This is a genomic window from Erwinia sp. JH02 (assembly GCF_013074405.1).
GTDB lineage: Bacteria > Pseudomonadota > Gammaproteobacteria > Enterobacterales > Enterobacteriaceae > Erwinia > Erwinia rhapontici.
Map to the genome: position 1 here is coordinate 528,039 of NZ_JABANZ010000001.1, position 13,782 is coordinate 541,820.

Annotated in this window: 13 protein-coding genes; 2 read left to right on the forward strand and 11 right to left on the reverse strand. The window is 57.2% G+C overall.

What is annotated here, in order from left to right; genetic code table 11:
- Nucleotides 1-243: 243 nt before the first annotated feature.
- On the forward strand, nt 244-2,019 hold the full coding sequence (locus HHI26_RS02370; protein WP_171148533.1) for a sigma-54-dependent Fis family transcriptional regulator: 1,776 nt from the start codon (nt 244-246) through the stop codon (nt 2,017-2,019).
- Between the two features lie 10 nt (nt 2,020-2,029).
- Here the strand turns inward: HHI26_RS02370 and HHI26_RS02375 are convergent, their stop codons facing one another.
- From HHI26_RS02375 to HHI26_RS02395, 5 genes are all read right to left on the reverse strand, one after another.
- Nucleotides 2,030-2,425 carry an SgcJ/EcaC family oxidoreductase gene (locus tag HHI26_RS02375; protein WP_167863941.1) on the reverse strand — a complete coding sequence of 132 codons (396 nt, stop codon included), beginning with the start codon at nt 2,423-2,425 and terminating at the stop codon, nt 2,030-2,032.
- 101 nt (nt 2,426-2,526) lie between these two features.
- Nucleotides 2,527-3,333: a hypothetical protein gene (locus HHI26_RS02380; RefSeq protein ID WP_133846523.1), complete on the reverse strand. Its 807-nt coding sequence runs from the start codon at nt 3,331-3,333 to the stop codon at nt 2,527-2,529.
- Nucleotides 3,330-3,857 (reverse strand): sigma-70 family RNA polymerase sigma factor, encoded by a 528-nt coding sequence (locus HHI26_RS02385; protein WP_171148534.1) that lies wholly within the window; start codon nt 3,855-3,857, stop codon nt 3,330-3,332. The genes HHI26_RS02380 and HHI26_RS02385 overlap by 4 nt, the downstream gene beginning before the upstream one ends.
- Nucleotides 3,858-3,869: 12 nt before the next feature.
- Nucleotides 3,870-4,394, reverse strand: a complete 525-nt coding sequence (locus HHI26_RS02390) for a tetratricopeptide repeat protein (protein WP_133846521.1) — start codon at nt 4,392-4,394, stop codon at nt 3,870-3,872.
- A 10-nt stretch (nt 4,395-4,404) separates the two neighbouring features.
- The gene (locus HHI26_RS02395) at nt 4,405-4,989 is read right to left on the reverse strand and encodes a cytochrome b (RefSeq protein WP_171148535.1); all 585 of its coding nucleotides are present in this window, start codon (nt 4,987-4,989) and stop codon (nt 4,405-4,407) included.
- Between the two features lie 372 nt (nt 4,990-5,361).
- On the opposite strand from HHI26_RS02395, the gene HHI26_RS02400 reads away from it, so the two are divergent.
- Nucleotides 5,362-5,919, forward strand: coding sequence for a hypothetical protein (locus tag HHI26_RS02400; RefSeq protein ID WP_171148536.1), 558 nt, complete (start codon nt 5,362-5,364; stop codon nt 5,917-5,919).
- A gap of 72 nt (nt 5,920-5,991) precedes the next feature.
- On the opposite strand, the gene HHI26_RS02405 is transcribed toward HHI26_RS02400, so the two are convergent.
- From HHI26_RS02405 to HHI26_RS02430, 6 genes are read right to left on the reverse strand one after another with little or no spacing between them, the layout of a single operon-like run.
- On the reverse strand, nt 5,992-6,600 hold the full coding sequence (locus HHI26_RS02405; protein ID WP_238337106.1) for a TetR/AcrR family transcriptional regulator: 609 nt from the start codon (nt 6,598-6,600) through the stop codon (nt 5,992-5,994).
- A 42-nt stretch (nt 6,601-6,642) separates the two neighbouring features.
- Nucleotides 6,643-7,797, reverse strand: a complete 1,155-nt coding sequence (locus HHI26_RS02410; RefSeq protein ID WP_238337107.1) for an aminotransferase class I/II-fold pyridoxal phosphate-dependent enzyme — start codon at nt 7,795-7,797, stop codon at nt 6,643-6,645.
- A gap of 17 nt (nt 7,798-7,814) precedes the next feature.
- On the reverse strand, nt 7,815-8,624 hold the full coding sequence (locus tag HHI26_RS02415; RefSeq protein WP_133846517.1) for an SDR family oxidoreductase: 810 nt from the start codon (nt 8,622-8,624) through the stop codon (nt 7,815-7,817).
- A 2-nt stretch (nt 8,625-8,626) separates the two neighbouring features.
- Nucleotides 8,627-10,309 (reverse strand): hydantoinase B/oxoprolinase family protein, encoded by a 1,683-nt coding sequence (locus tag HHI26_RS02420; RefSeq protein WP_171148537.1) that lies wholly within the window; start codon nt 10,307-10,309, stop codon nt 8,627-8,629.
- Nucleotides 10,309-12,399: a hydantoinase/oxoprolinase family protein gene (locus HHI26_RS02425; protein ID WP_133846515.1), complete on the reverse strand. Its 2,091-nt coding sequence runs from the start codon at nt 12,397-12,399 to the stop codon at nt 10,309-10,311. Before HHI26_RS02425 ends, HHI26_RS02420 begins: the two co-directional genes overlap by 1 nt.
- Before the next feature lie 38 nt (nt 12,400-12,437).
- Nucleotides 12,438-13,778 (reverse strand): MFS transporter, encoded by a 1,341-nt coding sequence (locus HHI26_RS02430; protein ID WP_133846514.1) that lies wholly within the window; start codon nt 13,776-13,778, stop codon nt 12,438-12,440.
- Nucleotides 13,779-13,782: the final 4 nt, after the last annotated feature.

Here is a 13,782-nt window from a genome sequence, read left to right on the forward strand (position 1 = left end):
CGCAGCGCGATCCTGTCCCGGACGTTGTTACGATTGCCTCTTTCCCATTGCACACCCCGTGCCAATTTTTTACCTTAGTGGAATTGTAAAAATAATGATGATTATCAGAGTAATACGAAGCGAGTGACCGCTGCTATCGCAAGCCATAACGGAAACTTTTCGCATCTGTGTTGCAAATCGCAACACCGAAAAAACCATATGGCTACAATATTGCAACACTGTCACCAGGGCATGAGGTTATCAATGCAGGGAAATTCGTCAGCCGTCAGTACGCCACCGTTTGCGCCAAATCCAGTGCTGAGTGACTCCTGGTTTCGCAGCCAGCTTTACGGTCTGGATCGCCTGTCCGACGACTTTCCCCGCATTCGCCAGGCAGAACTGGCCGATGCTCTCGCCCACCACGCCACGCTGCAACAGTTTGCCCAGCCTGCCATCCGGGCATTAGCCGAGAAAATTGCCGAGAAACAGGCCGTGGTGATCCTGTCGGATGCCAGCGGGCTGGTGCTGAACACCTTTGGTGATATGCAGGCGCTGCAAAAAGCGGAACGCTTTGCGCTGGCACCGGGCAATCTCTGGAGTGAGTGCGGGCGCGGCACCAATGCCATCGGCACCGCTCTGGCGATTGATGACTGTTGTGAAATCGACGGCCAGCAGCATTTTCTCACCAGCAACCAGGGGCTGTACTGCGCGGCGATCCCGCTGCAAAGCCCTGGCGGACAGATTGCCGGGGTGCTGGATATCTCCGGCCCGGCACACTTTGCGCATCCGCATACCCTGGCCTGGATCAAAGACGCCGCGAAGCACATTGAATATCTGTGGATCAAGCAGAGCCTGCACCCCGATCAGTGGATGATGAGTCTGCACCGCCAGGTTCAGGGCATTGACCGTGTGGAAGAGTTGCTGCTGGTGTTCTCTGACAATATTCTGATGGCCGCCAACCGCGTGGCGATGCGTGAACTGGAACTGGGAGCGGAACAGTTGGGTTGCCTGACCTTCCAGCAGCTGTTCCCACAGCTCGAACAGCAGGCAAATCAGGTGCCACAGCCGCTCACCACCCGCAACCAGCAGCACTATTTTTTCCGACTGCGTGCCCCGGCCCGCACACACTTTGCCTCGACCGCCATCACCTCCTCTACTCTGCCGTTCTCGCTGCGTGATGGCGGCGAGAAGATGGTGCGGCTGATCAATGCGGGGGTGTCGCTGTGCCTGCATGGAGAAACCGGCAGTGGTAAAGAATATGTCAGCCGGGCGCTGCATCAGCAGAGCCGCTGGCATCAGGGGAAGTTTGTGGCGATCAACTGCGCGGCCATCCCGGAGTCACTGATCGAATCAGAGCTGTTTGGCTATCAGCCCGGTGCCTTTACCGGGGCCAGTAAGAATGGCTATATCGGGAAAATTCGTGAAGCTGACGGCGGCGTGCTGTTCCTTGATGAAATTGGCGATATGCCGCTGGCGCTGCAAACCCGTCTGCTGCGCGTGTTGCAGGAGAAAGAAGTGGCCCCGCTCGGCTCCAGCCGCAGCTGGCCGGTGAGTTTTGCGGTGATCTGCGCGACCCACCGTAATCTGCCACAGTTAGTGGCTGAGGGTGCGTTCCGTGAGGATCTGCTTTATCGCTTGCAGGAGTTCTCTCTGACGCTGCCACCGTTGCGCGACTGGGCAGAACTGCCTGCTTTTATTCGCCAGCTCTGGCAGGAACTGGGCGGTGAGCAGCGTGGTATTGAGATGACGCCGCTGCTGCGGGATACCCTGGCGCAACATCCGTGGCCGGGTAACGTGCGCCAGTTACGCAGCGTACTGAAAGTGCTGCTGGCGCTCGCCGATGATAACGACGTGCTGGATTGCGACAGCCTCCCTGCCGAGTATCAGCTCGCGGTGAGTGAACCGCTGCCTGCACTGCAACAGCATGATGAACAACTGATCGCCGCCACTCTGCAACGCTTCAACGGTAATGTGAGCAAAACGGCAGAAGCGCTGGGCGTGGCACGCAGCACGCTGTATCGCCGTGCTGCGCGCAAATAATGGGCCGATATCAGGCATCCAGCAGGTCGGTACCGTAGGAGTTATCAACGGTGCAGAGCCAGCGGCCATCAGGCTCCTGCCTGAATACATAGGTGGCGCGCCGGGTGACGGTTAGGGTCTCGCCCGCGCCATCCGGGTAATGCAGCACCGTTTCCATCAGCACCAGCGCATCGCCCGCCCCTTCAATTACCTGCATCGTTCCCTGCTCAACCCGCAGCTGCCCCTGAAAATGGTCAGAGATGGCGATAAACGCCCGGCGGATCTCATCGTGGCCGCGGGCAATCATGCCCGGCTTAATCACCAGTGCGGCATCGGGCGCATACCACGTCATCAACTGGTCAAAATCACGGGCGGTGATCGCGCGGTCGCAGGCTTCGATGATCTGGCGAAGAGGATGTGAACTCATGCGGTGGCTCCTGAAAGGGTGACATGTCCGGTGTTCACCCTGTCATAAACATCAGAGTGCAAACAAGGATATTTTCGCCCTGTCGGCAAAGCCTGTGGTCATCACGTCGGCATCAGTCCCTGACGCAGCAACCCGGCGCTCTGCTGTAGCCACGGTGCCGGGCTTCGCCCAATCAACACGTACTGGTAACCTCCCGCGTGCCACCAGGCCAGATTCATGCCGTGGCGCTGTTCGCCCAGCACCGGGGTGGCACTGTTATGATCCTCGCGGGAAACACACAGCGCCATCGGGCCATACGCACTGTGCTCCCAGGCAATCTGCACAATGCGGGTATCGTCATAGCGCAGCAGGCGCACGCTTTTTAACTCAGCGTCCTGCAGCATGAGCTGTTGCGCGTTCAGGTGCAGGCCCATCGTCTGTGCCGTTCTGGCCAGTGAGCGGTCGATCACCGCTGCGGTGCTGTCCACATCCACCAACGTTTCCGGACTGTAGAGCGACATATACTGCGATTCCAGATCGCGGATTTTCTCGCTATCGCGGCGCGAGCGATTATCCGGGCGCACGAAGTAACCGAAGCCGGAACCGATCACCAGGAAACTCAGTGACGCAGCAATCAGCGCACGGCGGCTGACCTGAGTGCTTACCACGGGCGGCGTTGCCGGGGTTTGCGCCAGCAGACGCTCCAGGTTTGCGTGCAGGCGTGCGCTGGGGGCGGCCTCCAGCAGGGGGTCGAAAGCCTCGGCAAACGGCTGGTTGCTTTTCATCAGTTCGGCGGTGCGGGCCGCCAGCGGTTGATCGCGCTTTAACTGTTGCTCAAAGGCCTGAGCCTCTTCCGCATCCATTTCTGCGTCCAGCCACGCGACTATCGCCTCATCGCTGTAAGGGGGACAAAAACGTTCTCTGTTCACCGGCGTTTCTCCTGTGCAGGCGCTGAAGTTGTCGCACGGGACAACGTGGCTCTTGCCGCTGCCAGACGGCTCATGATGGTGCCGATCGGCACGCACAGCGTGTCAGCAGCTTCCTGATAGGTAAACCCTTCTACATACACCAGAAACACCGCATTACGCTGAGCCTCCGGCAGCCTTTCCACGCGCTGCATCACTTGCTGATACTGCATACGGTCCTCTTCGTGTGACCAGGTATCTGCTGCGTGCAAATCCTCACTGTCGACAAATCCCTGGCCAAGCCGCACGCGCCGGGCGCGCAGATCGTTGACCCACACCGAGTGCAGCAATGTGAACAGCCAGCGGTCGATGCGTGTTCCTGGCGTAAACTGGGCGCTGCGTTCCAGCGCCCGTACACAGGTGGTTTGTACCAGTTCTTCGGCCACATCACGATTACGTGACAGCACCATCCCGTAACGCCATAAGCGTTCAAGATGGGCAGCCAGATGGTTTCGGACTTCACTACGGGTGATTTTTCTACCCTCCACACGGATTCATCATCAGGATTCAGGGTGACCGTTAATCGCTGCCTGCAAATCCCGATACTCTTCACAGTTCACACCGCACAAGGTCTTGATGGTAGCGAGCTGCTCACGGGCCAGATCGGGACGTCCTTTGATCATCCAGGCTTCACCCAGGTATTCACGCACTTTGGCATAGCGCGGATCCAGCGCTACCGAGCGTTGATAATAGCCGATCCCTTCATCGGTGCGCCCTAATTTGCGTGTGGCGTAGCCGCGATAGTTCCAGGCTTCACGGGTATCCGGATTTTTCAGGGTATCCAGCAGGTTAAGTGCTGACTGATACTCCCCTTTTTTCGCCAGATGATAAGCATAACGGGTTTTATCATCATCGCTGAGACGGCTGGTTTTCTCGGGTACACACTGCTTGCTGCCGCTGTCATACACCTGGCCTTTCGGGCAATCCGGGGTTTTGCTTTCACTGCTGCTGTCGCCCATGGACAGAGCCAGGGGCGCATACAACGTCAGTAACAGTGCAGGCAGGATTATCGTTAATTTTTTCATGATGTTAGCCTTATTGGGATGATGAAGGACGACGTGCGGGCAGCATACGGCGCAGCACGTTATCGCGCAGAACATAGTGGTGGAACAGAGCAGCCAGCGCGTGAGCGCAGGCAAGGATAATCAGCGCCCAGGCCACGTTATCGTGCCAGCCGCCGATCTGATGACGCAGTGACGGATCGACCGCGATCCAGGCCGGAATATCAAACAGGCCAAAAAAGCTGAACGGCTCCTGCTGTGCCCAGCGGAACAGAAACCCCAGAGAGATTTGTGCAAACAGCAGCAGATACAGCGCCCCGTGCATGGCATGTGCCAGGATGCGCGTCGGTCGCGCTCCGGCCACGGGCGGCATGGCAAAACGCGCCTGTCGCTGGCTGTAGAGACGCCATAACGGCCGCACAATCATCACCAGTGCCAACAAAATGCCGCAGGAGATATGCACGGACTGCAACCCTTTACGCAGCGGCGTGCCACGTGCCAGCAGTTCCCAGATATGGGCAGAAGCAAAAAGGAAAATGACGCTGGCGGCAGTGATCCAGTGCAGCGTCAGGGCAAAGGTGTCATAGCGCTGACGCAGCGGGAGAGAGGTGTGAGACATGGCGATCGGTTTCCTGTCACAGGGGAAGATGATCGGTTAACGTCTCAGGGCGGGTTTCTATTCGAAAAAAAACAAATTTTTATTTCAGTGCGGTTTCTGGGGCCAGTAATGCAGAAAAATAACGGGGGCACGGAGTGGCTGACCTTCTTTTCCGGTCAGCCAGTCGCCTGGACCTGGACCGTTTAGCAAACCCTCAGCAGGGGCCGATCGGAAAAAATGATCGGCCCCTACGAAAGAGAGCAATGCGTCGGGGTTTTAGGACTCACAGCACACACCAGATTTGAAGCTAAACTATCAGCCACGCTGAGTAGCGATCCGTTCTGCTCTTCATGTTATTGTTAAATTAACAAAGTTCACAGGGAGTGAAGTTACATGGCAATAAAAACACTAAGCGTAGTTCTCTTATTATCAATAAGTTATTATAGCAACGCTGTTGATTCATATATCGACACACCTACGCAAAAAGCATCAGAACTGGTAAAGGAATATGCAATTACTGATGATGAAGCTGATAAGAAATCGGCATTAGAAGGCTTGCGTTTACTTTCGGAACAAAATCCAAAAAATGTGAACGTGATCAGGATATATTCGAGCGTGTTATCGTCAAAAGGTGAATATAGTCAGGCTGCCACCCTGCTTCACGTCTTTAATCAACAAAACAACTACCCTTCATTGATTTTAAATGAGTGCATGTTAAAAGACAGGATGGGAAACTATGATTCAGCGTGTTACAGCCATTTCATTTCATTAAAACGATCGCTAAAGGTCTATGATAGTGATTATTTGATGGCTTTATTTCTCACTGAGGATGGAAGTTTTGAGAAGGAAAAAGAAGCTTATATAAAGAATACGCCGAATAAAGAAGACCTTGATGCGTTTAATAATGGAAAAAGCGCGTTATTGGAAAAACTCTATCCAAATGTAAAATAGCACGATGTTAAATCGTGCAGCAGCAACGCCTGTCAGAATACGAAGCCTGTTTTAACAACAGGCTTACCCTTCTCAGGATTTCGTTTTAGCCACTTCGGCGGTGAACTCATTGGCGCAGGCAAAACCCCGCAACCCGCCGACCAGCACGGACATCAGCTGTGTCCCAACCTGCTTTTCCGTCAGGCCCACGGTGTTTAACAGGTCGAAGATTTCACGCGGGTCAAACAGGATATTCCACAGGAATACCGCTTTATCGCCGATATCAGGCAGTTCCATCTCCGCCATCGCTTCACGCAGCGGCGGACGCAGGGCATCCGCCTGAACCAGCAGGTATTCCGCCCCTTCCCATAAACGTTCCAGATAACCACGGCGGTTACGCATCGGCACCATCGCCGCGCCGCGCTCGCGCACCAGCTTGATCCAGTAGCGGCTCACCTTCTCCAGCTTCAGCAAACCAGCGCACTGCTGGTTCTGACTGTAATCCAGCAGCAGTTGCCCCACTTCCTGGCGATAGGTGTTCAGCACTTCTTCAACCGATGTGAACTGGCGATAAGCCGTGGCGACAGAAACGCCCGCTTCCGTCGCAATCTCCGTCATACTGATCGGCGTTTCAGATCGCTCGAACAGCCTTGCCGCAGCCTGGATCAGGTTTTTGCGGTTTCTTTCGGTATCACTGCGCATCGGTTTTCCTGTCATTGTGGCTTTTACATCCCGGTACATGGGTTAATTCAGTCCTGCAAGGCCGCGTCGAAGGCGACGAATCCCTTCGCTAATGGCGTCGCTGCCTGCCGCATAAGAAAGGCGCAGATGCCCTTCTCCCGCCGCGCCAAACTCGCTGCCGGGCCGCACGGCAATTCCCTGTTCACGCAGCAGCGCCACCATATCAATCGCCGGGATCGGCAACGAATAAGAAGGGAAACAGTAAAAAGCGCCTTCCGGTTCATTCAGGGTCAGTTCAGGGATGGTCGCCAGGCCTTCCATCATCAGCACGCGGCGTTCACGGTAGACATTATACATTCGTTTTACGTCATCCTTACACTCGGTCAGCGCCACCAGCGCGGCCCGCTGTACCGCACTGTTTACGGAACCATTCACCGTATTGTGCACGCGTGCGGCGGCGGAAATCATCTCTGCGGGGCCGGAAAGATAGCCGACGCGCCATCCCGTCATGGCATAGCTTTTAGAGAAAGTCTGACAGAATAACGTGCGCCCGGCAAAGGCAGGCACCTGTAATACCGAGGTGAAAGGACGATTGGTGAAGACCAGATCGCTGTAAGCTTCATCCGCAATCACTAACGTATTATGGCGATTCACCAGGCGGCCCAGCGCTGCAATCTCTTCGGCGCTGTGAACAATGCCAGTCGGATTGCCAGGGTTACAGAACACAAACAGCTTCGCCCCTTCCAGCGCCTTATCCAGACGGTCCAGATCCCAGTGCAGATCGGCACGGCACGGCATCGGAACGCAAATCCCTCCGGCCATATTCACCAGGTCGGCATAGAGCGAATAGGTGGGGTCCGGGATCACCACACGATCCCCCGGATTCACAATCGAGAGAATCGCCGCGGCCAGCCCGGCGGTGCCGCCGTGCGTGACCAGGATTTCGCCCGCTTTCACCGGGTTGCCGCTCTGCGCGGACACGTCGTCAGCCAGCGCCTGGCATAGTGCTTTATCGCCAAGCAGCGGCGCATAATGGGTATAACCCGTTTGCAACGCCTCAACGGCGGCCTGGATAATGCGTGGCGGAGTGTCAAAATCCGGTTCCCCCATCGCCAGCGAAATCATATCGCTGTTGGATGCAGGCTGCTGCACACGCAGAGAGGTCCGTTCGATACGCAGCACGGCTTCAGCCGCTGTAAATAATTTAGAAGACATCATTCACCTATTCGTCAAAGTTAACGGGACTGTTCACGTTCTGCCAGGCAGTCTGCGGGCGCATTTTTCCAGCGGCTCAGCTCAATATCGCCGGACACATCACGCAGCAACGTCGGTGCAACAATCAGTTCTTCAATTACCGTGCGTGCAGGCAGAGCAGCACACAGCAGGATGGCTTCTGCCACGTCTTCCGGCTGCACCATATGGTCACGCACGCTCTGTGACGGTGGATTAGCGCGGTTATCCATAATCGGCGTGTTCACTTCACCGGGGAGAATACAGGTGGCGCGAATGCCGTCATTGCGGAAGGTGTTGTGCAGATAGGTCATAAAGTTACGCACTGCCGCTTTTGCCGCGCCGTATGCCGCGCCCCCCAGCAGATTAGGCCGCAGCGCAGCCAGCGAAGAAACGGTGATAATGGTGCCGTTGTTACGCGCCAGCATTCCGGGCAGCAGCGCCTGCGTCAGCAGGAAAACGGCTTTCATATTGACGTCCTGCACCTCGTTCCACTCGGCTTCATCTATCCAGCGGGCATTCAGCGTTTTGCTGGCGCTCCCGGCGTTATTCACCAGGATTTCAACTACCCCCACTTCAGCCTGCGCCCAGGCAACCAGGGCCTCGACCTCGCTCTTTTTGGTGATATCTGTCGCCCGCACCCAGACCTCTCCGCCGTGCTGGCGCAGCGTGGCGGCCACCTCCTCCAGCACCGCCTGCCTGCGCCCGACCAGCACCACGCGGGCACCGCGCCGGGCAAATCCGGCGGCGGTTGCTGCACCGATACCGCTGCCCGCACCGGTCACGATCACCACTTTTCCTGCTAAATTATCCATGCTCAGTCCCTCTTCAGTTCATCAGGGTTGACGCCGTAATCACGTATCGCGCCCGCCCGGGTAATGTAGCCTTCCTGCAAGTCCCACAGGATGGCCTGTTTATCGCGCTGGTGAACCGGCATTTTTCCGCCGCCGCCGGGCATCTGAATAGTAATTTCATCCCCCGGTAACACGTCATGCCGCCCCACCGGTTTTGCCAGCGATTCGCCGTTAATCGCCACGTAATTGCATGCGCCTGCCGCGGCGCCCAGCACCCCTTCTGCGGCGTGTTTCTGGCGCGAATAGAACATGCTGTGCGTCAGCGTATGTTGGCTGGTATTGCGGATCACCATGCGCTGCGCCACACCGCCGCGATAGCGCCCGGCGCCGCCGGAATCCGGCACAATGGCTTTTTGCATAAACAGCAGCGGCGTGGTGGACTCCATCAGTTCAACGGGCGTGGACGACATGTTGCCCGGGAACCCGGTGACAATGCCGTCGGCGGAGGGACGCGCTCCGGTGCCGCCATTGATGCACAGGCTTTCAACAAAGCGACGACCATCGTCAAACTGCCCGGCGAACACGTCACAGGTCACCGGCGCGCTGCCGGAGTGCCCCATCACCCGCTCAGGCATAATCCCGGAGAGCGCCGTAAAGATGGCCGCGTGTGCCATATGCCCGACGCGGTTGCGCATCTCAACGGCACAGGGTGGACGCGCATTGGCAATCGAGCCTTCCGGCGCGGTAACGGTGATGGACTTAAAGCAGCCCTCGTTGTTGGGCAGATGCGGTTCAAGCAGACATTTCAGAGGATAGACGCTATAGGCGTAAGTAAAGGACATCGGGCAGTTGCTGCCGAACAGCGATTCTGCCGACGAGCCGGCATAATCAATGGTGATATTGCTACCCGCCACGATCACTGCCACATTCAGGTGAATATCACCCTCGAAATCACCGATGTCGACCGCGGCTTCATAGCGCCCGTCGGGGACCGCCTCAATCGCTTTGCGCATCGCATTTTCGGTCAGGGCATGAATCTTCTCTGCCAGCGGGGTGACGGACTCCAACTGGAGGTCGTCCATCAGACCAAGCAGCCCGTTGGCCCCAATCTGGTTCGCTGCCAGCATCGCGTGCAGGTCGCCTTCCACCTGGTCGGGTGAGCGCACATTGGCGAGGAACAGGTCCAGCAACTGCTGGTTGACCTGACCTTCGATCATCAGTTTGCTCGGTGGGATCAGGAATCCTTCTTCGTACATATCACGCGACGACCCCATATTCAGTGAGCCGCCAATATCGGACATATGCGCGGCCGCGCCGGTAAAGGCCACCAGCCTGCCGCCACGAAACACCGGGGTTACCACAGTGACATCATTCAGGTGCCCGGTGCCCAGCCATGGATCGTTGGTGATCAGACTGTCACCCGGTTTTAACGTCTCCGCCGGGAATTTCGCCAGCAGATGGCGAACTGTTGCGGGCAGCGTGCCGATAAACACCGGGACGCTGGTTTTCGGTTGTGCCAGAGAGCTGCCGCTGGCATCCATCAGCAGACAGGAGTAGTCGCCGACTTCACGAATAATGCTGGAAAACGCCATGTTCACCAGCGTTGCCGCCGCCTCTTCAGAGATACTGACCAGACGATCCCAGGTGATCCTCAGGCTAATCGGATCATCGAGAAAACGCAGGTTATCGGGGGTCGCTATCGTCATCAGTTCAGCTCCATCAAAATATTACCTTGTTCATCCAACTGCGCAGACGCCCCTGGCCCGACATAAATGGCGCACTCTTTTTCCTGCAGCAGCGCAGGCCCATCAATGTTCACTCCGGCGATCAGCAGGCTGCGGGGGATCACGCGACAAACGCTGAAGCCCTGTTTGCGTCCAAGGTAAACCCGCAGGCTTTTTTCTCGTGCATCCGGTTCAGGATGGGTGACGCGATCGCTGGTATTCAGTTTTGGCGGCGTGGTCTGCACATGACCGCGCCAGTTGACCACTTCGACGCCCTGTCCCGGCAGCGTGCGGCCAAAACGCGCCAGATGTGCGGCTTCAAACGCATCAATCAGCGCCTGGACATCGCCCTGTTGCAGGAAGCGATCGGGCAGCGTTACCGTCAGTTCAGATCCCTGGCCGACATAACGCACCCCGGCCATTTTCCGCTGGAGGGGCGCACTCGCCGGATCGGCGATGGCGGCGGCCAGCGTGGTCATGGCTTCATCGAAGCCTTCCGCAAACACTGCATGAATACGGGCAACATCCATGCCCGGTAACAGACGACAGCGGTCACTGCGAACGAAGTCGGCACTCGGCGGTGCGGTCAGCAGGCCAAAGGCGGAATAAACCCCTGCACCGTTGGGGAAAAAGACCCGTTTCACATCCAGCTGCTTCGCCAGCGACCAGGCATGGCTGGGTCCGGCACCGCCAAAGGCCAGCATCGTCATCTGTGACGGGCTGACGTTCTTCTCCACGCAGTGCGTGCGCAGTGCTTCGGACATTTTGCTGTTCGCCACTTCATGAATGCCCCAGGCCGCATCTTCAATCGTCAGGCCCAGAGGATCGGCGATGCGCTGAATCGCCTGACGTGCCGCCTCAACATTCAAAGGCATCCGTCCCCCGAGAAACGCATCAGGATCGAGCAGCCCCAGCACCAGGTTGGCATCCGTCACCGTGGGCTGCTCGCCGCCGCGTGCATAACAGGCCGGGCCAGGCCAGGCACTGGCGCTTTCCGGGCCGATCTCCAGCAAACCGAGTGAATCCACACGCGCAATGCTGCCGCCCCCGGCACCGATCTCAATCATGTCTACCACGGGTAGTTTGACGGGCAAGCCGCTGCCTTTCAGCAAACGGTCGGCACGGCCTACTTCATAATCGGTGGTAATCGAGGGTTCGCCCTGCCGTACCACGCAGGCCTTGGCAGTGGTGCCACCCATATCGAAGGCCAGCACTCTGTTTTCCTGATTCTTGCGGGCAAACGCCGCCGTGGCGACAATGCCTCCGGCCGGGCCGGACTCAATGATGCGCGTCGGATAATCAGCTGCCACCTGGGGCGCCATCAGACCGCCATTCGATCCCATCACCAGCCAGTCGCAGATAAAGCCCCCTTCGCGCAGCTTGTTTTCCAGCCGCGCCATATAGCGGCGTGCTTTGGGCTGGACAAAGGCATTCATTGCTGTCAGAACGCCACGGTCGTATTCACGGATTTCACGGGACACTTTGTGTGACACCGAAATAGAGACGCCCGGCAGTTCACGGCTGAGGATCGCCTCAATGCGGTTTTCATGGTCGGGCCAGGCATAGGCATGCATACAGAGCACCGCGACTGCTTCGTACTGCTGCGCACGCAGTTCGCCCGCGAGTCTCACCACTTCAGCTTCGTTCAGCGGCAGGATGACGTCGCCCCGCGCCGTAACGCGCTCGGTAATTTCATACGCCTGAGAGCGCGGCAGCAGAGGCTGAGCCGGTGCACCATTGAGATCATAAATGTCATAACGGTATTCCCGCCCCAGCACCAGCACATCGCGGAAGCCGCGCGTCACCACCAGGGCGGTTTTCGCGCCACGGCGCTCCAGCAGCGCATTAATTGCCAGAGTAGTGCCGTGGGTGATGGCGTGTATATCAGCGGCCTGTAACCCCGCCATCTCCACCAGTTGAGTCAGCCCGGTGTAAGCGCCTTCGGAAGGGTCTTCCGGCGTCGTCAGGGTTTTATGGCGCAGGGCATCACCCGTCACATCATTCAGAAGCACCAGATCGGTGAAGGTGCCACCAATATCAAACCCTATCCGCCAGGGGGATGCGTTTTTCATTATTAACCTCGAAATCCAGAGAGTTGGCTTAGTGCTGCTTACTCAGCTCTGAGCGGCTGGCCTGCTGTTTCTTTCAAATAGAGTGCGCTGATCAGGGTCAGTGCGGCGGTGAAGATCACCATATAACTCGGAATGCTGGCGATGCCGGTCATGCCGATTAACCAGGTCATCAGTAACGGTGCCGACCCGCCAAAAATCACGGTGGAGAGGTTGAAGCCGATGCTGTACGCGCTGTAGCGCACATTGGTCGGGAACATTTCAGCCAGCGTGGCCTGAATCACCCCGGCATGCCCGGCAAAGGCGAACGCCAGCAACATCGACGCCATACAGGCCAGCGGCAGCATCCCCAGCGTCAACAGCCAGAAACAGGGCCAGGCCAGCACAGCCATCGCAATGGCGGAAGCAATCAACAGCGGTCGACGGCCGAGGCGGTCAGAGAGCCACGCCATTAACGGAATGGCACCAACGATGGTAAGCAGACCGCAGGCGGTGACCATCAGGCTTTGGATCTGGGTGAAATGCATCACCTTGTTGAGATAGGTCGGCATATAGACGAACAGGATGTAGTAACCGGGACCGTTCACCGCCGGAAGCGTGATCGCCAGCCCAATCGCTTTCAGATGGCGCTTAGAAGACAGCACCTCGCGGATCGGGTTACGTACCACCCGTTTGCTGGCCTTCACCATCTGAAAGTGAGGTGTATCTTCAATGCGGGTACGAATATAGACACCGATCAAGGCCATCGGGATAGCCAGCAGGAACGGCACGCGCCACAGTCCGTTATTCACCGCATCAATGCCAAACACATTGATCAGTCCGCTGATCAGCAGGCTGCCAAACAGCAAGGCAATAAACGATCCCATCACCAGCGGTGACATCACCACGGCACGCCGATGGTCTTCCGCATATTCCGCCACAAAGGAACCGGCACCCGAGACTTCTCCCCCGGCGGAGAACCCCTGCACAATACGCAGCAGGATCAGTAACGCCGGAGCGGCCCAACCGATGCTGTTATAGTCAGGCAGTAAACCAATGGCGGCTGTCGCGAGGGAAATCATCAGTAACAGGATCGCCAGCAGTTTCTGACGCCCTATTCTGTCGCCCAGATAGCCACAGATCACGCCACCGAAGGGACGAACAATAAAACTCACCGTAAAGCCGACATAGGTCAGCATCAGTCCGGCATCCGTAGTGTTCATATCACTGGCGGAGAAAACCAGCACCAGCGAGCTGACCAGCAGGCCATAGATGCCGTAGTCATACCATTCCACAAAGGAGCCAACGCCACCGGCAAGCGATGCGCGGCGCACGACATTGTTTTTTGTTTCCCCATCCTTTGGCAAAGCGTAATCCATTGTCATTGCATGTGATTTCGTCATTGTT